Annotated in this window: 21 protein-coding genes; 15 read left to right on the top strand and 6 right to left on the bottom strand. The window is 51.4% G+C overall.

Going from position 1 to position 23,996, the window contains the following annotated elements; translation table 11 throughout:
• Window position 1 precedes the first annotated feature (1 nt).
• The 11 genes from HH215_RS29840 to HH215_RS29890 all read left to right on the top strand — a co-directional run bounded on the left by HH215_RS29840 (window position 2) and on the right by HH215_RS29890 (window position 15,593).
• Complete coding sequence (locus HH215_RS29840; RefSeq protein WP_169283208.1) at window positions 2-895, top strand: carbohydrate ABC transporter permease; 894 nt, start codon at window positions 2-4, stop codon at window positions 893-895.
• The gene (locus HH215_RS29845) at window positions 892-1,707 is read left to right on the top strand and encodes a carbohydrate ABC transporter permease (protein WP_169283209.1); all 816 of its coding nucleotides are present in this window, start codon (window positions 892-894) and stop codon (window positions 1,705-1,707) included. Before HH215_RS29840 ends, HH215_RS29845 begins: the two co-directional genes overlap by 4 nt.
• 729 nt (window positions 1,708-2,436) lie before the next feature.
• Window positions 2,437-5,145: a beta-galactosidase gene (locus HH215_RS29850; RefSeq protein ID WP_169283210.1), complete on the top strand. Its 2,709-nt coding sequence runs from the start codon at window positions 2,437-2,439 to the stop codon at window positions 5,143-5,145.
• A gap of 46 nt (window positions 5,146-5,191) precedes the next feature.
• Window positions 5,192-6,160 carry an ABC transporter permease gene (locus tag HH215_RS29855; RefSeq protein ID WP_169284646.1) on the top strand — a complete coding sequence of 323 codons (969 nt, stop codon included), beginning with the start codon at window positions 5,192-5,194 and terminating at the stop codon, window positions 6,158-6,160.
• Window positions 6,161-6,221: 61 nt separating this feature from the next.
• Window positions 6,222-7,127 carry a carbohydrate ABC transporter permease gene (locus HH215_RS29860; protein ID WP_169283211.1) on the top strand — a complete coding sequence of 302 codons (906 nt, stop codon included), beginning with the start codon at window positions 6,222-6,224 and terminating at the stop codon, window positions 7,125-7,127.
• Window positions 7,128-7,214: 87 nt separating this feature from the next.
• Window positions 7,215-8,804 (top strand): DUF3502 domain-containing protein, encoded by a 1,590-nt coding sequence (locus HH215_RS29865; RefSeq protein WP_169283212.1) that lies wholly within the window; start codon window positions 7,215-7,217, stop codon window positions 8,802-8,804.
• A 138-nt stretch (window positions 8,805-8,942) separates the two neighbouring features.
• Window positions 8,943-10,271 (top strand): ABC transporter substrate-binding protein, encoded by a 1,329-nt coding sequence (locus tag HH215_RS29870; RefSeq protein ID WP_169283213.1) that lies wholly within the window; start codon window positions 8,943-8,945, stop codon window positions 10,269-10,271.
• A 23-nt stretch (window positions 10,272-10,294) separates the two neighbouring features.
• On the top strand, window positions 10,295-12,127 hold the full coding sequence (locus HH215_RS29875; protein ID WP_217362252.1) for a sensor histidine kinase: 1,833 nt from the start codon (window positions 10,295-10,297) through the stop codon (window positions 12,125-12,127).
• Entirely contained in the window at window positions 12,117-13,700 is a 1,584-nt protein-coding gene (locus HH215_RS29880; protein ID WP_169283215.1) for a response regulator transcription factor, read from the top strand. Before HH215_RS29875 ends, HH215_RS29880 begins: the two co-directional genes overlap by 11 nt.
• 92 nt (window positions 13,701-13,792) lie before the next feature.
• Window positions 13,793-14,338: an RNA polymerase sigma factor gene (locus tag HH215_RS29885; RefSeq protein WP_169283216.1), complete on the top strand. Its 546-nt coding sequence runs from the start codon at window positions 13,793-13,795 to the stop codon at window positions 14,336-14,338.
• Complete coding sequence (locus tag HH215_RS29890) at window positions 14,325-15,593, top strand: hypothetical protein (protein WP_169283217.1); 1,269 nt, start codon at window positions 14,325-14,327, stop codon at window positions 15,591-15,593. The genes HH215_RS29885 and HH215_RS29890 overlap by 14 nt, the downstream gene beginning before the upstream one ends.
• An 81-nt stretch (window positions 15,594-15,674) precedes the next feature.
• Here the strand turns inward: HH215_RS29890 and HH215_RS29895 are convergent, their stop codons facing one another.
• Entirely contained in the window at window positions 15,675-16,445 is a 771-nt protein-coding gene (locus tag HH215_RS29895) for a stalk domain-containing protein (RefSeq protein ID WP_169283218.1), read from the bottom strand.
• Window positions 16,446-16,630: 185 nt separating this feature from the next.
• Window positions 16,631-17,383 carry an RNA polymerase sigma factor gene (locus tag HH215_RS29900; RefSeq protein WP_169283219.1) on the bottom strand — a complete coding sequence of 251 codons (753 nt, stop codon included), beginning with the start codon at window positions 17,381-17,383 and terminating at the stop codon, window positions 16,631-16,633.
• Window positions 17,384-17,463: 80 nt separating this feature from the next.
• Here HH215_RS29900 and clpP point away from each other — a divergent pair, with 80 nt between their 5' ends.
• Window positions 17,464-18,216 (top strand): ATP-dependent Clp endopeptidase proteolytic subunit ClpP, encoded by a 753-nt coding sequence (gene clpP / locus HH215_RS29905; protein ID WP_256376647.1) that lies wholly within the window; start codon window positions 17,464-17,466, stop codon window positions 18,214-18,216.
• 33 nt (window positions 18,217-18,249) lie between these two features.
• Here clpP and HH215_RS29910 read toward each other — a convergent pair whose 3' ends face one another.
• The 3 genes from HH215_RS29910 to HH215_RS29920 form a co-directional block, all read right to left on the bottom strand.
• The gene (locus tag HH215_RS29910; RefSeq protein ID WP_169283221.1) at window positions 18,250-18,840 is read right to left on the bottom strand and encodes a TlpA family protein disulfide reductase; all 591 of its coding nucleotides are present in this window, start codon (window positions 18,838-18,840) and stop codon (window positions 18,250-18,252) included.
• A 112-nt stretch (window positions 18,841-18,952) separates the two neighbouring features.
• Window positions 18,953-19,282, bottom strand: coding sequence for a DMT family transporter (locus HH215_RS29915; RefSeq protein WP_169283222.1), 330 nt, complete (start codon window positions 19,280-19,282; stop codon window positions 18,953-18,955).
• A complete protein-coding gene (locus HH215_RS29920; protein WP_169283223.1) occupies window positions 19,279-19,857 on the bottom strand; it encodes a TetR/AcrR family transcriptional regulator in 579 nt (192 codons plus the stop codon). The genes HH215_RS29915 and HH215_RS29920 overlap by 4 nt, the downstream gene beginning before the upstream one ends.
• Window positions 19,858-20,084: 227 nt before the next feature.
• Between HH215_RS29920 and HH215_RS29925 the strand changes: the two genes are divergently transcribed.
• On the top strand, window positions 20,085-20,429 hold the full coding sequence (locus HH215_RS29925; RefSeq protein ID WP_169283224.1) for a DoxX family protein: 345 nt from the start codon (window positions 20,085-20,087) through the stop codon (window positions 20,427-20,429).
• 1 nt (window position 20,430) lies between these two features.
• Here HH215_RS29925 and HH215_RS29930 read toward each other — a convergent pair whose 3' ends face one another.
• Complete coding sequence (locus HH215_RS29930) at window positions 20,431-20,913, bottom strand: MarR family winged helix-turn-helix transcriptional regulator (protein WP_169283225.1); 483 nt, start codon at window positions 20,911-20,913, stop codon at window positions 20,431-20,433.
• 150 nt (window positions 20,914-21,063) lie between these two features.
• On the opposite strand from HH215_RS29930, the gene HH215_RS29935 reads away from it, so the two are divergent.
• Window positions 21,064-22,443, top strand: coding sequence for an MFS transporter (locus HH215_RS29935; protein ID WP_169284647.1), 1,380 nt, complete (start codon window positions 21,064-21,066; stop codon window positions 22,441-22,443).
• Between the two features lie 525 nt (window positions 22,444-22,968).
• Window positions 22,969-23,991, top strand: a complete 1,023-nt coding sequence (locus tag HH215_RS29940) for a LacI family DNA-binding transcriptional regulator (RefSeq protein WP_169283226.1) — start codon at window positions 22,969-22,971, stop codon at window positions 23,989-23,991.
• Window positions 23,992-23,996: the final 5 nt, after the last annotated feature.

Genomic DNA, 23,996 nt, shown 5'->3' on the forward strand with positions numbered 1-23,996 from the left:
CATGCGAACGAAGTGGAAGGAGCAAGCCGCAGGGTATTTGTTTATCGCGCCACTGCTTATTATTTTTGCCGTGTTTTTGGCTTACAGCTTCTTGTTCCTTATCAAAACGAGCTTCTTCTATGAGGATATTTCCTTCCGCAACGCCGAATATATCGGACTCGACAATTACCGCCAGGTGTTAGGCGACAATCGTTTTCTATTCTCGATCGTCAACACGCTAGCGTTCTCGGCGGCTGCCATATTGATCAGCATTACGGTCGGATTCATTACCGCGGTATTCTTGAATTTCAAGTTCAAGGGCTCCCGGTTCATCGGCGCCCTGTTCTTCATCCCTTCCTTCATGCCGCTAGCTTTGATCGCCATGGTATTCTCGATGATGCTGGAATACCGGTTCGGCACGCTGAATCAAGCTTTGAGCAGCATCGGACTGGATTTTCTGGCACAGCGTTGGTTATCGGATCCCCAGTTGGCTTTCGTATCGGTCATTTCCATCTCTATCTTTCTCATCGGTCTTCCTATGATGTATTACAACGCGGATCTGACGACGGTTAATCCGAGCTTGCTTGAAGCGGCGGTCATCGATGGCGCAAGCATGCCGCGAATCCTGTGGAACATCCTGTTCCCATTGCTGAAGAACGCGCATAAGACGATCATCCTATCGACGATTTTGGGCAGCTTTCGCGAATTCGAGAGAGTATTTCTCCTTACGCAGGGCGGACCCGCTGGAACGACGGAAAATACGAGCGTGTACATTTACAGCTTCGCCCGTTCGGCAGGGTCCAACATCGGTTTCGTTAGCGCAGCGTCCGTCGTTGTCTTATTGATCGCATTCGGAATCTCCCTCATACAACTGTTCGTTTACAAGCCTAAGAGAGAGAGGAGGAAAGCGGCATGAACCAGATCTTGGCCCGGAGGAAGGAAAAGCTGTTCGTCCAAGCTTTCATTTATTTGTTCGCGCTGGCGTGGTTATTTCCGTTCTATACGGCTATTCGCAATTCTTTGAAAGTGAACGGGCTGCAAAATTACGTCGATTTGTTCAAGCATGACATTAACGGGATATCGTTATCCCGAACGTTCGTCAATTCCGGGCTAATCGCGATCGGAGACACGGCCATCATTTTGCTCGTCGCTTCTCTTGGGGCATATGCGTTTTCCAAGTTTAAGTTTTTCGGCAAAGAAGTGATCTATTCCGTCGTCCTGATGTGCTTGGCGGTGCCCGGGGTGGTCATCATTATCCCGTTCTACAAAATACTAACCGAGTTGCATCTGTACAATACGTTGGGGGCGGTGATCCTTGGCGAGGTTGTGCTTACGTTGCCTTTCGCGATACTGATGCTGCGCAATTATTACGACAACCTGCCGCACGAGCTGATGGAGGCGGCGAATATCGACGGCGCCAGCAAGCTGCAGGTGTTCTACCGCGTCTACTTGCCGTTATCCGTACCCGCGCTCATTAACTTGGCCGTATTATCGACGATGTGGTCGTTGCAGGATTTTCTGCTGCCGCTGATGTTCCTTACCGACAAGTCGCTGCTTACCGCCACGGTAGCCGTCAATACGTTGAAAGGCTTGTTCGGTTTTACGCCGGCAGACCTCGGCAAATTCAACGCGGCGCTCGTGGTGCTCGGAATGCCTGCCGTAGTCCTATTCTTATTAGCTAGGAAGTTCATCATAAACGGGATCACATCGGGAGCGGTTAAAGACTAGATAGCGGATCGGCATACACCGCTGAAAGCTGTACATCTTATCGGGATGTACGGCTTTTTGCGATGTATAGGAAATGAAACTCGATCAAGAATCGTGGGTTCCTGAGCAACGATCACATAGCAAACAACAATCGAGCATTATTTTCTAACGGCGGCCACAGCCGCTATTTCGTAGAAAAGAAGTGTTTCGGAATTCTAACGGAGCCAGCAGCCTCTATTTACGCGCAATAGGCATGATTTCACTGGAAAACACACAAATAAGAGCGCCCACATCCGTTAGATTTTGAAAAGTCCCTTTTTGAGCAGAATAACGACCGTAGGTTCCGTTAAAAAAATAAGCTAGCGTATTGAGCCTACAATACTAAATCATTCCAAATGCGATTGCCCTGTATCCAATCCGCTATGGGGTTGAGCAGGTATGTGCAGTTTACTCAGGGAGTCGAAAATAGCGGTGGATAGAAACAAGGTTTAGCAAAAACGATCTGTGCACCCTGGGAGAACTTTTGGGACGGCGAAGCCGTTTTTTCGTTCATATTCCCAATAAATCGTAGAAAAATCATATGCCGGGCGAACGAGAAAAGGACTACGGATCTCCGTCCCTCCTAACGGCGGCAAGGTTCGGTGTTTTCTACAACATATCGAAGTTTTCTTGAATGATATAAGAAGCGGCTTCCCTTACACTTTTAAGTAACCGCTTTCATTGCGGGTGAGCGGAAGGGAGGACAAAGAATTGAATGACGTAAGCATTGCGGACAACTCGGTTCGATTGGAGCCTGACCGCTTTATCGTGAACGGCAAAAGCGAGCTTATCCTGTGCGCATCCTTATTTTACTTCCGAATTCCGAGAGCGTTATGGAAGGAACGGATGGAACGGGTAAAAGCATTCGGTTATAACGCGATAGACGTCTATTTTCCGTGGAATTATCACGAGTCCGCGGAGGGCGAATGGAGCTTCGAAGGCGAACGGGATGTCGAGGCTTTCTTGAGAACGGCTAAGGAAATCGGATTATGGGTCGTGGCCAGGCCGGGCCCGTACATTTGTTCGGAATGGGACGGCGGAGCTTTGCCCGCCTATCTGCTTGCCGGAGAAGCGATGAAGCTACGAGATAACGATCCTGTTTTCCTGCGGTACGTATCGCGATGGTTTGACCGGATTATGCCGATTCTGAGAGATTATCAGATCGATAACGGGGGCAACATCATCGCCGTACAGCTCGAGAACGAACTGGATTTCTATGGCTGCTCCGATCCGCGCGGGTATCTCTCCGTCTTAAGAGACATGGCTAACATTCGCGGATTGACGGTTCCTTTGATCGCCTGCGCGGGACAAGGCGGATTATTCGGAGCGACCGGTTACGCGGAGGGGCTCGTACCGGCTTGTAATTTCTATCCGAACGATCGCGACCCGGAATTCGAAGCGAAAGTGCTGGCCTATAAGCGCGAGTTGGGGGAGCGAGGCTTTCCTCTGCTCGTTACGGAAACGAACCGCAGCCACTTTCTGCTCCGGAGATTGATGTCCTGCGGAGCGAAGCTGCTTGGCCCTTATTTGCAGGTATCCGGGACGGACTTCGGCTTTACGAACGCGATCAACAATTGGGGCGAGCCGCTTGCCTTCATGACCTCGGATTACGATTTCGGAGGGATGATCTCTCCTGAAGGGCATGTCCGGGAAGAAGCTTACGAGGGAAAATTGCTCCGCAGAATTATGAATGTTTACGGCGACTCGTTAACCGAGGCTATCCCGGAGGACCGTCATGCGTTAACGGCAGCCGCTCCCTATCGACTGAATTTAGCCGGAGGAGGAGCGCTTGTCTTCCTTACGGATCTAGAGCAAGGCTATTGCCCGATATGCCCTGAAAACGTTCCGCTGCAAAGGTGGGGGATCGAAGGGGAGATCGTAAGTTCCAGCGCGGAGATGACGGATTCCGTTCAAGGGGCAAGCAGCACGATGCTCGTATTCCATGCGGAGGCGCACGGCGAAGTCCTTTTCCGTTTTCATTCGGAGGTGCAATCGATAGAGTCGGCCGGCATGGCGGTTCGGGATGATGACGGTCTAGTGAAGTTTATTTTCGGGCCCGAAGGGGAAAGCAGATGCAGCATCCGCTTATCCGACGGCACCTCGCTTTTCATCGCGGGAATGGATCGGGCAAAAGCGCTGCTCGTCGATTCGATAGAGTCGGAAGAGAGCGGCTGGCGAATTCGATACGAGCATTCGAAAGTCGCGAAGACCGCACCAAGGAACGACCTTCCCGTGGCTTGGTCTGCAAAGGCATTGAAGCCTCACGTTCCGTTGACGCAGGAATGCTCTATTTCTCTTCCGCGAGCCGAGTTATTGGAGACTCAAGGCATCTATCGCGGCTTCGCTTGGTACGAGGCCGAAGCGGACGATCCTATGGTCCAAGGTATTCTGATCCGGCAAGGGAGCGATGTGATTTCCCTCTACGCGGACGAGGAGTACGTCGGAACCATCGCTCCAGGCGGCGCGAGCCGATACGTTTCTTTTCCGGATCCGAGACAAGTCCGCCATGTTGCCGCCCGCGTGGAAATATGGGGTCACTCCAATTTCGACGACGTACGGTTGCCAAGTCTACGACTGCATGCCATGAAGGGACTTGCCGATCTCGTAACGGTGACCCGGATCAACGATCTGACCGGTAATTGGAGAATATTCCGAGCGTCGTCATCAGCGCCCGTTCCCGGATTGTCCGATGCGGAACATCCGGACGGAACATGGCCGATCGTCGGCTTCGGAGGATGGCTGTCATCCGATATTCATGCTTTCGAATATTACCGAAGAGCTTTGCAAGTATCCGAATCGGCAAGCTCGTGGACGCTTCACTTCGACGGGCTGCAAGCGTTGGTCACGGTGTGGGTGAATGGCCGGGAAGCGGGTAGAGTTACGCCGATCGATCCTTACTTGGATATTTCCCTTTGGATTTCCCCGGAGGAGCGAGATCAGCAAATAACGTTGCTGCTTGAACGTCCGCTAGGACTGCCGACCGGGAAAATCAAGCTTCTGGAAGGGAAATCGGCAACGGGCTGGCGACTGTCTTCGGCAGGAGAGAAGGAACTGCTCGCCCATGCGGAGGCGGTTCGAGGCCAATGCGCTTCCGTTGAGCTCCCCTGTGAATTGCCGCCGGGCGGCATGTCCTGGTTGTTCGGGGCTTTGGACGACTCCAATGACGGACAAGGTTGGAGAGTGGCGGTCGACGGGTCTAACGTTAAACTGACGGTTTTCTTCAACAAACGGTTGGTCGGGCGTCTATGGCTTCCGGGCGGCGAGGAGCAGCCTTCGATGAAAGGCGGAAGCCCGGATTCGTTTTACGTGCCGGGACCATGGTTCGAAGAAGAAGCGCCGAACGGGTTGGAGATCTTGCTCGAAGCGGTTCACAAGGGACAGGAGGCGGTTGTTCGAAGTTTCCGCTTCTTGCCGGTATGACCGGATTATCCGATGAAGTCCGAGATATGGAGGAAACCGAATGAACATGAGCGCTACGACCCCGACCGATACAATCGTCCATACCGGACTGAAGAGCAAGAGATCGCGACTTCGCGCGCTGCGCAACAACAAAACTCTTCTTCTCATGTGCCTGCCCGCCATTGCGTTCTTCCTTATTTTCGCTTACTTGCCGATGCCCGGCCTGTATCTTGCTTTCATTAAGTACAACTACACCGACGGAATCTTCAAGAGCCCGTTCGTGCAATGGGACAATTTCCGCTTTCTCGTCATGACCGGAGATTTATGGAGGCTTACTTATAACACGATCGCTTACAATCTCGCTTTTATTCTCATCGGCAACGCTTTGCAGGTTATCGTGGCGATCTTGCTTAACGAGCTGCGCAGAAAATGGTTCAAGAAATTAACCCAGACGCTGATGTTTCTGCCTTACTTCATCTCGTTCGTCTTGATCGGGTTAATCGCCTATAACATTCTCAGTTATGATTACGGGCTGCTGAACGGGATTCTCAAATCGACGGGGCTTGATCCGGTCAAAACGTATTCCAACCCGCACATCTGGCCGTTCATCATCTTGCTCACCTATTTATGGCAGTCGACGGGTTATGGTTCCATCATCTATTTCGCGGCGATCATGGGGCTCGACTCGGAGATCGTGGAAGCGGCGGAAATCGATGGAGCGAACGCCTTGCAACGCATTCGTTACATCGTACTGCCGTGGCTTAAGCCGACGTTCATCATCCTGCTTCTGTTTTCTCTCGGCAGCGTGCTTCGGGGGAACTTCGGTCTCTTCTACAACTTGGTGGGCGCTAACAATACGGCGCTCTACGCGACTACGGACATTATCGAAACGTACGTATTCCGTTCGCTGATGAACAATTTTAACTTCTCGATGGGCAGCGCCGTCAGCTTGTACCAGTCCGTATTCGGTTTCTTCGTCGTCATCAGCGCCAATTGGATGGTCAGGAAGGTATCCCCCGATAATTCATTGTTCTAAAAACCTGACTTTTTGAACACGCGCTTATCATCCATCTTGGGTACGGAAAGGAGAAGAGAGCATGGGAACGACGCGCACGAAAATTCGCTCGGATGTTTCGTCCAACCTCGTTAGGGGATTCGGCTATGCGTTCATCGGGGTATTCGGCCTCATCTGTCTATTGCCGTTCCTGCTCGTCGTAGGCACATCGCTTACGTCGGAAAGCTCGATCGCTAGAAACGGCTTCAATTTCTGGCCGCGCGATTTCAGCACGTTCGCCTATAAAATCGTGTTCGAGAACCCTGATCTGATCATCGGAGCTTACTGGGTCACGTTCGGAATTACGATCGTCGGAACGGCGGCAGGCTTGTTCCTCGTAGCGATGACGGGTTACGCGTTGCAACGCCCCGACTTTCAATATCGCAACGGGATATCGTTCATTATCTATTTCACCACGTTATTTTCCGGAGGGCTAGTTCCGTTCTACTTACTAATCACTCAATATTTGAATCTTAAAGATAACTACTTGGCCGTCTTGCTGCCGGGGCTGATGACTCCGTTCTTGATCATTATGATGAAAAGCTTCGTTCGCTCCATTCCCCACGCGATAACGGAATCCGCCAAGATCGACGGAGCGGGAGACTTTAGAATTTTCATTCGCCTGATTCTACCGATGACGACTCCCGCGCTCGCGACGATCGGATTGTTCATCGCGATCGGTTATTGGAACGAATGGTACCATTCCATGCTGTTCCTATCGCCGGATATGCAATACCGCCCGTTGCAACTGTTCCTGTATACGGTCATTACGAGCGCCGATTTCATTAGGAGTTCCTCGGCCGCTTCGAACGTAGAGCTGCGGGATTTGCCATTAGAGTCCATGAAGATGGCGACGGCGGTCGTAGCTACGGGACCGGTAATTCTTTTCTACCCGTTCGTCCAAAGATACTTTATTAAAGGCATTACGGTCGGTGCCGTTAAAGGCTGAACCGCGCAGATGCGGTGTTAATGACCGAACTCCGGTCTTCTCACATAGTCGTCCATCCATTTTATTCGATTGGGGAGGGTATTGCGTATGAAGAAATTCAAGAGGATTTCCGTTCTGCTGCTCGCGATGGTGCTCGTTATCGGTCTTGCGGCATGTTCAGGGAACAAGAAGGCTAACGTCGGCGGCAATGCGGCTAATTCGGAGAGCAAGAAGCCTTCGGCCGAAGCCGGAGCCATCGATACTTCCGAATTCGTGAAGATCAGCTACGTCATTCTCGGAGATAAACCGAAGAACGGACAATTCGACGCGGCGCTGAAAGAAGTCAACAAGATCATGAAGGAGAAGATCAACGCGGAGCTGGAATGGAAATGGGTAGAGTGGGCCGATTGGCAGACGAAATACAACCTCCTGCTAGCCTCCGGGGAAGCGATAGACTTGATTACGATCGGGACCGACTGGCTCGATACTTGGGGGAACGCGCAGCGGGGCGCCTTCAAAAACCTTGACGATCTGCTGCCGAAGTACGCGCCGCAAACCTGGGAGTCTATCCCGCCGGAAAATTGGGCCCAGAGCAAATACGACGGTAAAATCGTTCTCATTCCGGAGGACGCTTATACCCAATGGGTCAACCATGGCTTCTTCTATCGAGGGGACTGGGCGAAGGAGGCAGGCATAACCGATCCGATCAAGGATTGGGATGGAATGGAGAAATACATGCAGTTCGTGAAGGACAACAAGCAAGGCGTTATTCCTTGGGATTCTCAAGGCGGAACGAGCACGTTCGGCGGTTGGGTCCAATCTTATACGGGAAATTTGGAGCTACCGCTCTCCACGGGGTATTTGCCGGTGTTCGCTTCGAAAAGCGAAGACGAGAAATATACGGTCGTGAGTCCGGTATTCGAAGACACGATGATCAACTTCGCCGCGAAAATGAAAAGCTGGGCGGATAAAGGGTTCTGGCGCGAGGACGTATTGAATTACAAGGGAGACACGCGTACGTTGCTGAAAGGCGGATTAACCGGCGTCGATCAGCATCATACCCAGACGTTCGCAACTTTACGCGTAGATATGGATCGCGAACAACCGGGATCGGAGCTGCAGATGTATCCGTTCTCCAGAACGAGCGGCAACTTGCCCGAGCTATCGATTACGCACGGCGGCACGTCGCTGGGCGCTCATAGCAAGAACCCCGAACGGGCGCTTATGGCGTACGATCTCATCCGCAACGACGAGAAGGTATACCGTCTGCTCAACTATGGAATAGAAGGCGTTCAATACGAGATCAAGGACGGCAAGCGGGTTCGTCCGGCCAGCTATGATCCGAAGCAGCACGAGTTTTACTCCGACTTCTGGGGCGGGCGCGTGGATAAGCTGGAAATCCCGAGCGATACGACATGGGATCAAGTGGAAGAGACCTTGTATGCCGAGTACGACAAAATCAAGAAAACGTACGCGTACGGTCAGTTCGTCTTTGATAAAACGCCGATCGAAGCCGAGTTCGCGGCTATTTCCCAGGTGACCGGAGAGATGGGGCCGGCGATCACTTACGGCAAAGCCGGAGATCCGGTCAAAGCCGTCGAGGCTTTCCGCGCCAAGCTGAAGGCCGCCGGTTACGACAAAATCATGGCGGAACTCCAGAAGCAACTGGATGCTTATAAGAAGCTGATCGAAGGATAATCGGACGGGATTGGCGCGAGGCGCCGCAAACTGCTGTCTCCATCGGGGGCGGCAGTTTGCGCTTCCGCTGAAGCAAGGAACGCAATATGATATAATTAATGTAAGCGCTTCAATTTGAGGGCATGGGTGGTGGAGGACATGAGAGACCGAATCCGGAAGCTACTGTGCGTCTGTGCGATAGGTTCCATGGCGATCGGAATCGCGGGTTGCGGTTGGGTGGCGGATCAGCTGGACGGACGCGGTACTCCCGATCAAGCTCAAGTCCGCGAAACGCCGGTCAAGTTAGTGTGGTATCACCATTTTCGCGAAGAGGGCGCCCGGAAATGGCTGGAAATCGGAACGAGACGATTTACGGAGTCGCATCCTAACGTAACGTTCGAGATTATTGCCACGGATGGCAATACCTATATGAGCGCGCTTCATAATCTGGCCGCGGTAGAGAGAATGCCGGATATCTATATGGTCGACAGCATTCAGGCGCAGCAAGAATTCATAGAAGCCGGTTATGCTATGGATCTGACGGGAAAACCGTTAGTCGAGGGATTGAATAAGGAAGATTTAAGAGGCGTTCGAACGCGGGACGGCAAAATATGGGCTTTGCCTTTAGACCGAAACGGAATCGGCGTGTTCTACAACAAAAGGGCGTTCGCCAAAGCGAACATCCGCAACGTTCCCGAAACTTGGAGCGAATTCATTGCCGTATGCAGAAAACTGCAACAAGCGGGAATTCAGCCGATTGCGGCAGGTTACAAAGATATATGGACGTTAACGGCGGACATTCAGCCGGATGTCGTAGCAAGCGGCGTACAGGATCCGACTTGGATTCAGGATATCGAAGCGGGAAGATCATCTTACGCCGATGATAGAGGCGGTCTCAAAGGAGTGTTGAGGCGGCTAGCGGAGAGGTTTGCGTATGTGGGAGACGATCCGTTTAGCACGGGGTGGACCGATGCGCTAGGCATGCTTGCATCCGGTCAAGCCGCGATGATCCTGAACGGTACTTGGACGATAGACGGAGTACGTTCTTACAACCCGGATGCGGAGATCGGTTTATTCGCTTTTCCGCCTTCCGAAGATCCGACGGACGCCAAATTCGCGATGAAGTCGACCGGCGGAATCGTGTTGAATCCGAAATCGCGACATTCCGATATCGCCTTGGAGGTAGCGAAGTTTTTCTCGACCCCGGAGATGGCGGCGGTCTACCAAGATAAGAAGAAAGGGATATCCATAATGGCCGATTCTCCCATCGACTTCGATCCTGCATACGTAGAATTGGATCAACGCTACTTAAAGCCGGGCAAGACGTTCGATTATTCGATCTTCTATCCGGAGATCGTCAACCAGGAGCTTCTCGTCGCTTATCAGAACGAGTTAACTTTGTTTCTCTACGACCCGGAGCATGACGTGGACAAATGCATTCGGGCGTTGGACGAGGCCTTCAACCGCGTTCGTCCTTTGAAGAAGTGACGATGGAAGAGAGGGGCGGAGCTATGCGTATACCGGAACGGTTTCATTTGATGAGGCGAATGAAAGATTTTCGGATCCGCACTAAAATTCTCTTATCCAATATTTTTATTATTTTGCTCCTAGCGTTGGCAATCGGCAGCGTGGCGACTCTCGCTTCCCGGCACTATATCGAAGCCAACACGAGAGAGCTTTCGCTTAACGTAATCGACCAGTTTTCCAAGAACGTGGACAACAGGGTCGAAGAGTTCGTGAATGCGACCGTGTTCTTGCTGAACGACAAGCCGCTGTCGCAAATCATATCGGAACGCACCGGAGCACTGACGGATTCCAATTATCCATCGGCATACACGAGGGTGTCGAATCTGCTATTCCAGTACGGCAGCAACAATCCGTACCTGAACGCCATCACGATTCGGAACAACAACGGACGGTTGTTCTGGTGGGAACGCCCTTCTGCCGCGCAAAGAGGGATGAATACGACGGTAGCGAGGCAGATCGCGGACCGTGCGGCGGCGAAACTCGATGCGGCGGACAAAGGAATCGTCTGGTCGGCATCGCTAAGGGGAACGGACGAAGTTGCCCTGACTCGATCCTATATCGATATCAATCAGGTGAATAACGATTTCGGGATCATCGTATTTCATCTCGACCGGGACTATTTCATGAAGCTGCTTTCCGACGGCTCCATTATCCATACCGATAACTTGGTTATTCTGAGCGGGCAAGGCGATCCTCTGATCGCCGGGAAAATCGGGTCGGGGCAATCGGCCCAAGAAGTGCGGGAGCTCGTTGCGAATATCGGGGAAAGACCTGCCTCCGGGGTAGAACGGGTTATGCGCGTAAATGGGGAAAAGGCGTTGTTGACCCAATACCAATCGGTCGATACGGGGTGGAATATATTGTGTTTTATCCCGCTAAACCGATTGCTTGCCGGTACTCGCGTGCTGGAAACGATCATTATCGCCGTGTGTATCCTATTCATTTTCATAGCCGTTATCGTGGCCTTCTGGTTCTCCGTTGGTACGACCCGGGATATTAAGCTGCTCGAGAGAACGATGAGGCGGGTGGAAGACGGGGACTTTAACGTGAAGGCCGTTCCGCGGGGGCGCGACGAAATCGGGATGCTGGCCGTTCGGTTTAACATGATGGTTTCCCGGATCAACGAGTTGATCACGAACGTCTCCGACGAAAGACTCGCCAAGCAGCAAGCGGAATATTCGGTGCTTCTGGCCCAGATCAATCCTCATTTTCTGTATAACACGTTAGGCACGATTCGTTGGTTTTCCCATAGCCGGGGGCAGAGCGAGATCGAAAGAATGATAAGCGCGTTGACGGGCCTGCTGAAATCTTCGATTCGCGGCGCCGGGGAATTCCATAGGTTCTCGGAGGAAATGGATGACGTTCGCAAGTACATTCATATTCAGAAAATCGGATACGGCGACGCATTCGAGGTGGAATACGAAGCCGATCCGAACGCGATGGACGGATTCGTTCCGAGATTTATCGTGCAGCCTCTCGTGGAGAACGCGATCATGCACGGGCTGGAGATGTCCAAGGAAACGGGGCTCATCCGTATTCTGGCATCGGCGGAGAAAGGAATCATGCGAATCGTCGTTGAAGACAACGGTATCGGCATGGATCCCGCTCAGGTGTCGGAACTACTGACATCGGATCGCGAGAAGCGTTATCCCGGTCTGAATAGCATAGGCGTGCGCAACGTGCATGAACGCATACAATCCTTCTACGGAGACAGGTACGGTCTATCGTTCGAGACGGCCAAAGGCGCGGGTACGAAAGCGATGATTCATATTCCTTACTCTAACCGTCAGGAAGAGGTGAAACGCGATGTCGTATAAAGCGATGATCGTGGAGGACAATGCCATCTACCGTTATGCGGTCAAAACCATCATCGATTGGCCGGCGAACGGGTTCGATCTGGCCGCCGAAGCGATTAACGGCAAACAAGCGTTGCAATATATGGAAACCGAACGATTCGACCTGATATTAACGGATGTCAGCATGCCGGAGATGGACGGCATCGATCTCATTCAAGCGGTTAAGAGCAAGACGCCGGATACCATTGTCGTCATGCTAAGCTCGTTCGACGACTTCAGGTTCGTTAAGGATTCGCTGAAGCTGGGCGCCCAGGATTATTTGCTCAAGCACGATCTAGAACCGGAGTCGTTGCTTCGGATGCTCGGGCAGGTGAGGGAAAGGCTGGAGCGGAACAGAAGCGCGCATGAGCGCCAAGAGGCCGATCGGATGGAAGCGGAATCGATGTTCATGAAACGGATTATGCTCGGGGAACTGACGAATAAGGACGATATCGACCGAAAAGCGGCAGAACGCGGTTTCTCTATGCGAGAGAGTTCTTACAACGTCATGTTAGTCGTATGCTTGCCGGAATTCGATGCCGACATCGGAGATAACGAAGAGCATGCCAAGAAAAGGATAGAAACCGGAGTCCAGCATTGGTTGCTTGATCAGTCAGGTAACGTTAAAGCGTTGACCGTTGCGTTATCGCCCGGCAAATACGTTATCCTGCTAAGCTTTCGTGGGGGCCGGAACGAGAAGGACATAGGGGATGCAGCCGGCGAATTGGCTAGCGGATTGATAGCCGCCGGTAACCTCATCCATCGATCTCTTTCCGTAGGAATCAACGGGATTAGCGTGGAGTTATCGGAGTTGAAGATGCGCTTGGAACAGACCGAAGCGGCGTTGTACCAAACCGCGTACGAGGGCTGGAACCGGATTTATGCGGTAGATAAAGCGAAACAAGCGGCGATCGATCTCGATCCTGCTTATTTACATCATTGGATGTCGGCGCTTAAGGAAGGAAACTTTGAAGCCGTAGAATCGGCATTGGAAGCTTTGTTCCGTCACGTTAGAACGATTCGGCTGCCCAAACAGGCCATGAGGCAATTGCTGTTTAACGTGTTCGCGCTGCTTGGCGTTCAAGCCGAAGCGCGTAACATCCGGAGTGCAGTGCCCGGAGATTGGCATGGCACGGTCATCCGGGCGCTTGAAAGATTGGATTCCGTCGAGCGGTTGCATGAGCAGGTATTGGCGTATTGCAGAACGGTATTCGAGACGAATCGTTCTAAGAAGGTCTACCGCAAAGAAATTCAACTTGCTATTGCTTTGATCGATGCCCGCTATCGCGAAGATCTCTCGTTGGCAAAGTTATCGCATGAATTGAATTTCAGCGCTAACTACCTGTCCAATCTCTTTCGAGCGGAGACGGGGATGCGGGTGATCGAATATTTGAACCGCGTTCGAATGGACAAAGCTAAGCAACTGCTGGCCGACCCGAGACTCAAAGTATACGAAGTCGCGGAGAAGGTGGGTTACCAGGATACTTCGTATTTCTGCAAAGTATTTAAAGAAGTAACCGGGGTTACCGTATCCGAGTTTCGTAAGATCGGATAGGATTCGAAGAAATTTTACGCCGAAAGTCGTTTTTAGATTCGGAATCGGGAACCTTTTGCTCGCTGCGTTGTCTAATTATCGAGGTGAGCACGATGGCGCAAGATTATTTGAAATACGTATCCAACATGCAGTCCGCGTCATTGCGCGATCTGATGCGGGAGCACGGGCAAGACGTATGGAATTATGCGTTCCTATTGACCAAAAACCACCACGTTTCCGACGATATCGCCCAGGAAGTGTTTTTGCAGGCGTTTCTGCACATTTCCTCGTTCCGCGGGCAGTCGTCCGTGCGAACGTGGTTATTATCGATTACGAGAAACACGGCCTATAACTATAGGAAGTCCGCCTTTATCCGCAAAGTCACGCTGCTCGGCTTCCTCTATCCGGCCCCGAGCTCTCCCTCGGCGGAGGAGCAATACATGAATCGCGCTTATACGGATTCCATATGGCTGCTTGTTCTGAAGCTAGCGCCGAAATATCGGGAGGTGCTCATCCTCGACGCCCAATATGAGTTGCCGTTGGCGGAAATCGCAATATTGCTCCGAATATCGATCGGAACCGTCAAGTCCAGGCTGCATAGAGCCCGCGCGAAAATGAGGACGTACCTGGAGGAGGCGGAAAACGATGGACGATCATAAACCGGAGTGGTATGCCAGATTGAGGAAAGGTCCTTTCGGGGAAAACGCATTCGACTCGAACAAGCAGAAGGAAGTGGAATCGCGGGCTAGAGCAGGAGGGCCGACAAAGTCCCGAAGGCGGTTGAATCCTTGGGCTGTCACGATTGCGGCCGTAGCTATCCTCGCGCTGGCGTTCATTCTCATTCCTGCGCTGAGCCAACCTAACGGATCCGATCGACAAGCGGCCGATGAGCCGGTTATGACGGTTCAATACGTATCTGATCATCTGAGGATCGGTTTGTCGGAAGAGGAGGTTAAACGAGCATTCGGCGAAGAGTACGTCGGTCAGTCCGTCCGGCGGGATTTCCCGCGGGAGCATAAAGAAGATCCGAGAGACATGTCGACCTGGAGCGCGGTAGATATATGGCGTTACGACTACGGCATGAGCGCCGGTTATGAAGCGGCACCCGTTAACGGGATCACCGATCAAGACGGCAGCTTCGATCTAGCGGGCTTGCATAACGGCGATATTGAAGCACAGTTAGTCATTTATTGGAAAGATCGCGTCGTCGAACGCGTTATTTACAAAACGCTGAACGAGGGGGGCGATATCGATACGACGCAAATCGGTCCTGGCGTGGAGGAAGCACCGCCAACGGATCCTCCCGTTATGGAATCGCCCGACGCTGAGGTTCCTCCGATCGAAGCGGAAATGCCAGCCCCTAACGAAGGAATTCGGGCAACGGGGGAATCCGCGTATGGCCTCTTTCAACTGCGTCCCCGGCAAGGCGGAGATGAGAACATCCAAGCTCTTGGGGCGCCAAGCTGCATCGGTCAGGAAACGGATCTTCAGTTCGCCGGCGACTACGAGCTTTACTTCCTTAACAGATCGGGAGATGAGAAGTTAGTTCAGCAATTCAACCGGCTGGAAATGATCCAACGGGAGAACGGCGCGATCGAGTTCATGAAGCTTGATTTTCCGAACGCAGAAATTTTCTTGTTTATTCCCAGGTACACGGACTGTCACGGCTTGGAGTTCTATGCGTACGGAGTCGATAAGGAGTCCGGGGAAGCGTCGAATTTCACGTTCCTGAACGGAGAGAGCACCTTGCCGAATGCGATAACGTCGCCCGTAAACTTGCCGATCGTCTCCGACGGTAAACTTGTCGTGGAAGGCGGCAGAGCAGCAGGGCAAGACGGCGCAACCCGGTATTCGTACGTACCCGATTTCTCGAAACATCAGCTCGTACTGGAGAGCGAGGAGCAGATTCCTTGAAGCGACAAGCAACCGGCTGCTACGAGCAGCCGGTTGCCGAATGGGAGAACGCCATCTTTTTTAACACGGTTTCGTATGTGTTTATTTGATATCGGGAACTCCGGTACCTGTATCTTCCGGCATTACAAGTCCCCCCGGCGGGGTCTCGCCGTTCGTCGCGAAGCTGTCCTTCAGAACGTAAATGAGCGGGAGTTCTTCGAGTTTTAGATTTTGAGCGGCGCCATAGCCGTAGATCAACGCATGCTGGCTTCCTTGCAGATCGATATCGATTTCCTTGACCTCGCCTTTAACAAGGCTTATTTCATCGGACAGCTGCTGTTTATTGCCGTTGTATACTTTAAACTTCAGATTCTCTTTTCCAACGATAACGAGGTGCAAGGTGTTGAATTTCTCGCCAAAATCAATCTTAATAGATCCGCTCTCCAGGTAATCCGCCGTGAATGCATAAGCTCCGTTATATTGCTTTCCGCCGAATACAAGCTGCTGCTTATTGATAACATCGTATAGAAAGAGGGCTTTATTTTCGACTTTAACTCGTTCGGAATAAAAATTCAGAGCCGTGTTAGAACTGCCGAGAAGTACCGTACGGTTTGCCCCGTCATAGGACACCGGGACATCGAAGCCGTTCGCGATTACCCGAAGCGGAAGGTAGGTCGTTCCATTATAGACGATCGGCAGTACTTCGTTTCCTTTATCGTCGGTCGGTCGCCAATTAACGCCGTTCTTGATAAATTTGATATCCCCGTTCAAATACGCTTTAATCTCGGTAAGATTGCTCGCGGCATAACCTACGCCCGCTGTATAGAATAAAGCGATTACGACAAGCAATACGATGATTTTGGACCTTTTCATCCTTGTTTCCTCCCTATTTTATCGCTAATACCTGTTTACAGTATCATGAAGATGTACCCTTAGATATTATCCGAAAGTTGTAAATAACGGTTGGAAGGCTTGGGATTCGGCCTATTCACGAAAAACATAGATTGAATAAAAAAAGATCCCTTTGATAGGGATCTCGATAGAGTCTTGGATCGTGCTTAGGAAACCATTCGCATGAAACTCTGCGTCGCGGAGTGAGAGTAGAAGTGGGAGTTGGCCATAGGCTGCACGGCATGCGATTGACGTGAAAGCGGGGTTTGTAAGACGCCGATTGCCATGACGGGCTCCGCGTAGACTTGCATGGCAAGTTCGACGAGCGTCGGAACGTCTCCCGTGCGATAAGCGGAAGCAAGCGCCCGGAGAAATGTCCGTTCATGCTCCTCTGACGGCAAAGGAATCGTGCCTGCTTCCATGTCCCCTCGAATCGCGTCCAGCGACTTTCGAGCGCGATGGAGAGCTGCTTTCACCGCGCCTTCCGTCGTTTGAAGTTTGGCGGCGGTTTCGGCAATCGAAAAGTCGAACACTTCCCTTAGCAAGAAAACGGTTCTCTGCAGAGGGGATAAATGCTCCATCAGGGCATGAAGCGCTATTTCGATCTCGAGAAATCCGTTGTCCGGCAAGGAGGCGGCGATCTGTTCGCTCTTCAAGATTCGGACGAGTACGGATTGTCTTCTCGTTCGGTCGATCCAAGCGTTCTTGGCGATTCGCAGCAATAGCGCTTCGGGATTATGATGGTTAAAGTATTTCAACGAGCTAAGCGCTTTAACCCAAGTGTCCTGCGCTAAATCCTCTGCATCCCATGGGCATTCCGTGAGAGAAAGACAATATCTGTTCAACGTCGTTCGCAATTGTTCGAAGGTTCCGTTGCCCGGTTCGAGCGCGGCGAGTATTTCATTATCGGCCAAGGTCATCCGTATTGCTCCTTTACCTTGAATTGACGGTAACCGTCCGGTAGGGCGGCGAAGTCATAGATCCTTGCGATAGTAAACGAATGAAACGGGTAAAAGGATACGCGAGAACGACAAATCTTTTTCGGATTTTCGTTATCTATATTATAGCGCGTTGGCCGTATCTTTCGAAGTCCTCCGTTCGTTTACCGGGAGCAAGCGAATCAACATCAAAGGAATCGGAGGAATGCAGCATGTCGAATTACGTCCCGTACGTCGTGGAGCAAACAAATCGCGGAGAGAGATCCTACGATATTTATTCTCGGTTGCTGAAAGATCGCATCATATTTCTGGGGGCAGCGATCGACGATCAAGTCGCGAACAGCATCATCGCCCAACTGCTGTTCTTGACCGCGGAGGATCCGGAGAAGGAGATCAGTCTCTATATCAACTCTCCGGGGGGGTCGACCTCGGCCGGATTCGCCATCTACGATACGATGCAATTTATTAAGCCTCCGGTGCACACGATTTGCATGGGAATGGCTGCATCGTTCGGATCGATTCTGCTGTTGGCCGGAGCCAAAGGGAAAAGGTTCTCGTTGCCCAACAGCGAGATCATGATCCATCAGCCTCACGGAGGAGCGCAAGGGCAAGCAAGCGACATCGCGATCAGCGCTAAGCGTATTCTGCAAATTCGGGATAAGACGAATCGGATTACCGCCGAGAGAACCGGGCAACCGCTCGAGAGGGTGGAGAAAGACATGGACCGCGATTATTTCATGACCGCGCAGGAAGCGCTGGAATACGGAATCATCGATCAAGTCATCTCGTCGCCGGAGCAAGCTTTGAACGCCTAAAGATGGCATTGGTTATCGCTCCTTATCCGTTCCTTACCGTTCCGGTTCGGACGATCTAAGTAGCGCTAAGGAGCGGGTTTCCAAGTCGTCCCAGGATAGCGATCCGAGCACGCCGTCCTTGATGATTCCGTTGCGGTCGACGAAATACGTTGCCGGGATGGGACGGATCTCGTAGCTTGCCCCGACTTTGCCATCGGTATCGAAGACGACGGGGAACGTAAACCCGTTATTCTTAGCGAATTCGCGAGCCGATTGAACGCTATCGGTGGCGGTCAGATTAACGGCGATAATCTGCAAGCGATCTCCGAATTGCTTGTTCAGCTTCACGAAGGACGGAGCTTCGTCCCGGCATGGACCGCACCAGGAAGCCCAGAAGTTAAGGACGACGGGTTTGCCTCTGAGCTTCTTCAAATCGTAGATTTTACCGTCCATGCCTGTTAAGGAGAAGGTGGGGGCCGTGTAACCGATTTGCGGTTTTTCGGGGGTTTGCCGATCGTCCGTTAACGCGGATGATTTATAGGAAGCGGATGAAATCGTGCCGCTGCCTTCTAGTTGCCGGAACAGAACGAAACCCGTCAATAAGGTGACCGTACCGAGAATGATCCAAGCGCGCCATCTTTTCATAAGCTCCCTGCCTTTAGAGAACGGTTTTTCTCTTAGTGTAGACAACAAGCTGGGCGCTCCATACTTGGTTCGTAAATAGATGAGATCAAGCCGCCGCGACTCAATAAACGCATCAATGCGCTCCGGCACCCTTGAGGTTAAGAACGATAACGCCCGCAATGATGAGCACGATCCCGACGGCAGTCGTCAGACTTGCCGTTTCTTTCCATATCACGATTCCGATGACGGCGGTCAAAGCCGTTCCTACTCCGGACCAGATGGCGTAAGCAACGCCGAGCGGAATATGTTGGAGGCTAAGCGATAACGAATAGAAAGCCAGCACGAAGCAGACGACCGTTCCGATACTTGGGTACAGCTTCGTAAATCCGTCAGAAGCTTTAAGCATGGAAGTACCGATAATCTCGCTGACGATAGCTACGGTCAAGAATAAATAGGCTTTCACCGGGACCCCTCCTTAACCGAAGGATCCGCATAAATGCCTCGCAACAGTAAGTCGACCACGAGGGAAAGCGAGTCTTCCATCCTAAGTCCACTGGGGCTGGCAACGCTATGATCCATCAGTTGGTACATGGCTCCGATATACACCCGAATGAACGTCTCGACATCGAAGTCGCGGATATCGCCTTTCTCCGTGCCTTCCAGGATTAACAACCGAATGTTATCCCAGCCCTTGGTTAAGTAATCGTTCATGATTGCCCATTGATCGGGGTAAGCCATCTGAAGCTCCTTCATGACGCGAATATCGCTAAAGACGAAGCCTTGCGGAATGATAACCAGCGCTTCGTAAAGTTTTTGTTTGAGGGGGAGAGACGAATCGTTCATGAGTTCTTTCTCGCGATCTTTCATTTGGTTGACCGCTTGCTCGACGATGGAGGCGATAATCCGTTCCTTCGAAGGGAAGTGCTGATACAACGTTTTCGTGCTTATTCCAAGACGTGAAGCGAGATCCCTGACGGAAAATTTCAAGCCTCTGTGCAAGATCTCCTTCGTGGCCTCTTGCAGGATTCTGTTCTTCATATGATCCCTCCTTAATACTGTGAAAACAAGGAAAACAATTTGTTTTAATTGTTTTCCACATCTTCATATTAGAGTTCGACTCTTTCTGTCAAAGCTTGTTTTTCGCAATTGTTGACTTCTCGAAATATACTGTGTATCCTCATTATGTGATACCGCATTAAGTTATGATCTCATTAAGAGGTGGTGTCTTTAATGCCGGCCGCAACTTTAGAAAATGGGGGAAGACAATGACCATACTCTCAGTCATTTTACAATGTCTTTTAATCTTTGCTTTTTCATTCAGCGGCGCAAGTAAAATTGCCGGCGCATCGATGCAAGTACAAGTATTTAACCACTTAAAAATTCCGCAGTGGTTCCGAATAGTTACGGGATTCGTGCAATTGGCGGGAGTCGTAGGATTGGTTGCGGGCTTCTGGGATACGGGGATGCTTTCTTTGGCCGCATTGTGGATCGCATGTACGATGCTTGGAGCCGTCCTGTTCCATATGCGGGCGGGGGATTCGTTTAAGCAGTTCGGTGCTCCCTTACTATTAACGCTCTTATCGCTAACGTTAGCTTTACTGCATATTTGAATTATGAATTCAGATCTTCGATACAGTCGGAAGAATAATCCTTTTCTTTCATTAACAGCATCAGTAGCGCGTGAAGTTCCTTTCGTTGCTCCGACCCGAGATTATGGATTAATTGCTCGGCAATAATCGCTTGTTTCTCCAGCGCTTCGTTCAAATGGACTTGCGCCAGTTCCGTGAGCTGAATGAGCGTAGCCCTGCGGTCCTTGGGATCCGGGATTCTGACGAGAAGCTTGTCGTTCTCGAGCGCGTCGACAAAGTCGGTTACGGTTCGAGCCTTAATTCCCAACTTGACGGCCAATTCGTTCATGCGGATTTCTCCCTCTTCGGCAACCGTAGATAACATGCGTAAGCGAGGGCCGGATAGTTGGAATGGCAGGTCAAGGGACGAGATCTGCGTCTTAAAATCCCTTTGGATAGAGTGGGTCGCCCTAACCAAAATATGAATGAGATCGATCGGTAAAGGTACATTGTCAGGGTTGGACATTTGCGATTGCTCCTTTGCTTAATAATAGGTCGCGTTTGATTCATTCATTATATCCCGACTAGCAAGGGAAGTCACCATTCCCACTAACGGGGTCTCGGCAGCACAACCAAATTCTGCATGAAATGCAGCAACTAGGAGGAATGCACAATGATGACTGATGTAACTGCAAAAAATGCGGACAAACTTCTGCGCGTTCTCGTCTTTGCGCTGATCTTCTCGGTAATGAACGGGACGATGTTTAACGTCGCCCTGCCGACCATCGGGAGCGAGTTCGACCTCGTTCCTTCGCAGGTTAGTTGGGTCATGACGAGTTATATGGTCGTGTATGCCATCGGATCGGTCGTATTCGGGAAGCTTGCGGACAGATACCGACTGAAGGACTTATTAACGTTCGGACTCATCCTTTTCGCCATAGGTTCCGTTGTCGGAATGCTCGCGTCCGAATATTGGATGATCGTTGCCGGACGTATTCTTCAAGCCGCAGGAGCTGCCGTTATGCCGGCGACCGCGATGATTATTCCCATTCGCTACTTTGCGCCGGAGAAACGGGGAAGGGCGCTCGGTACTTCGGCGGTCGGCCTGGCTCTCGGCGGGGCATTGGGGCCGATCGTCGCCGGGCTGATCTCGAACTTCGGCAGTTGGAGGCTGTTGTTCTTGTTTTCCCTTTTCTCCTTAGTCACGCTCCCCTTCTTTCGTAAATATTTGGGCGATGATAAAGGAGAAGCCGGGCATATCGACTACTGGGGCGGCGCTCTTCTGGCGGGAACGGTTTCGTTGTTTCTATTGGCGATCACGCAAAGCAACTGGCCGTTATTTTTCGTCGGCGCTATCCTGTTTGCTTTGTTTATTGTCAGAATTCGGACCGCGGCCAATCCGTTCATTCATCCGGGCATCTTTGCCAATAAGGGCTTTTCCATAGGATTGCTCATTACCTTTATTACGACGTCGATGAATTTCGGGGTTACGTTCATGACTCCGCAGTTTTTGGCGGATCTAAACGATTTATCCCCGGGAAGCATCGGATTTGTATTATTTCCGGCGGCCATCGCTTCGGCGATGTTGGGACGCAGAGGCGGAAAGCTGGCCGACGAACGCGGAAGCGGATTCGTTCTGACGACGGCTTCGTTCTTGATGCTTCTATGCTTCGCTTTGCTGTCGAGCTTTGTAGGCGTAACGCCTTACGTTATAGCAATCATCTTGATCGCAGGCAATATCGGCCAAACGTTCATGCAGGTGGCCATGTCGAATACGATTTCCCGAACGCTCGCTAAGGAACAAATTGGAGTGGGCATGGGGTTGTTTTCCATGATGAATTTCATTTCCGGCGCGATTTCCATGAGCCTTATCGGTAAATTGCTCGATAATAAGCAGATAGCGTTGCATCTCAATCCGTTCGTTACCAATGAAGGGGCTTTCGTGTACAGCAATATTTTCATCGTCATGTGCTTAATGATCGTTGCCGTGCTCTGGCTATACCGTACGCAATTTAGAGCGGACAAGCTTAAGCCTGCGTTGGGGAGCCGGGCCTAATTCATGAACCGTACGTCAGCGCCCAAATAGTCGACGCCTAGATCAGGTATCGAACGCTATGTATTGAAATCCAACCCGCGTATATCGCGGGTTTTCGTAATTTAATCAGAGAGTATAGCATTCGCACTCGTCTAACACCAACAACTAAGTGTAAAAATGTCACTTAGATGGAGATGAGTTCTACTCGATTAATGAGCTAAATGTAGAGCATGCAACTAGATTAAACGGATTGCTCAAATCAAGTCTGTGAACCGCCAACTAGATGTAAATTTTACACTTGGATGTTGAAGCTGAAGAGTCTCGAGGAATCTAAGCGTATAATATGCACTTCTTGTACGCCTCGAGATTTGGGAAAGACGTCGCGAGGCAATCAATAACGTGTACCGTCGTCAAAAGACTGCGGAAGCGGGTTATGTTTGTAGCGCCGAGCGGTCGATTTCATTGCAATTTCGCTTGACTCCATCTCTTGCCCATGACATAATGTACACGCGTACATTAAACGGATTGATGAAGGATGTTAGCCTTTTGACGAATCGCAAAGAGGTAGCGAAGCTAGCGGGAGTTTCCGAAGCGACCGTATCCCGCGTGCTGAACGGAATCGGTCCGATGAAGGAATCGACCCGGGATCGGGTGCTGGAGGCAGCCAAACGGCTTAACTATGAGCTTAATGCCGTCGCGTCGAGTTTTGCCCGGGGGAAGAGCGGGAATCTTGGGGTCGTGCTTCCTTATGTGCCCAAAGTTCATCTGTTCTCGACCTATTATTTCTCCGAGCTATTGAGCGGAATCGGCGAGGCCGTCCGTTCCAAAGGTTACGGTCTGTTGTTGATGTTTCGCGATCCGGCCGTAGCGTATGATTACGTTTCTTTATACCGCACGCAACGGGTCGATGCCTGTATCGTTCTAGGCGCTAGCGAAATCGATTCCGAGAAGGAAGGGATCAATAGACTCGCGGATGAAGGACTGCCCTTCTGCGTCATGGACCAGAGGTTCGATAATCCGTTAGTCAGCATCGTAGCCGCGGATCACGAGCAGGGAAGTTACGAAGCGGTGAGGCATTTGCTCGACAAAGGGTTTAAGCGAATCGGCTTTCTGAACGGCTCTCCGCAATATTCGAATAGCCGCGATAGAATGACCGGTTACGGCAGAGCATTGCGGGATGCGGGAATTCGACTGGATGAATCGATCGTATACGAAGGCAACTACAGCCGGACGAGCGGGAGACTTGCCGCAATTCCGGTTCATCGCGATCTGAGCCGGTTGGATGCGATCTTCGTTAGCAACGATCGGATGGCAATCGGGCTCATGCAAGGATTAAGGGAGCAAGGCTGCCGGTTGCCCGAGGATCTTAAAGTTGTCGCCTATGACGATTCCGACGCGGCAAGCGTGACGGAACCGCCGCTTACGACGGTCAAAGTTCCATTCTACGATATGGGACGGCTGGCTGCGGAGAAATTGCTTACCCGGCTCATGGATAAGGAGAGTTCGGAGGCGGTCATCAACGAGAGATTACAAACCGAGCTTAAGATTCGAAAATCTAGCGGCGATTGAGCCGA

The organism is Cohnella herbarum (assembly GCF_012849095.1).
Lineage (GTDB): Bacteria > Bacillota > Bacilli > Paenibacillales > Paenibacillaceae > Cohnella > Cohnella herbarum.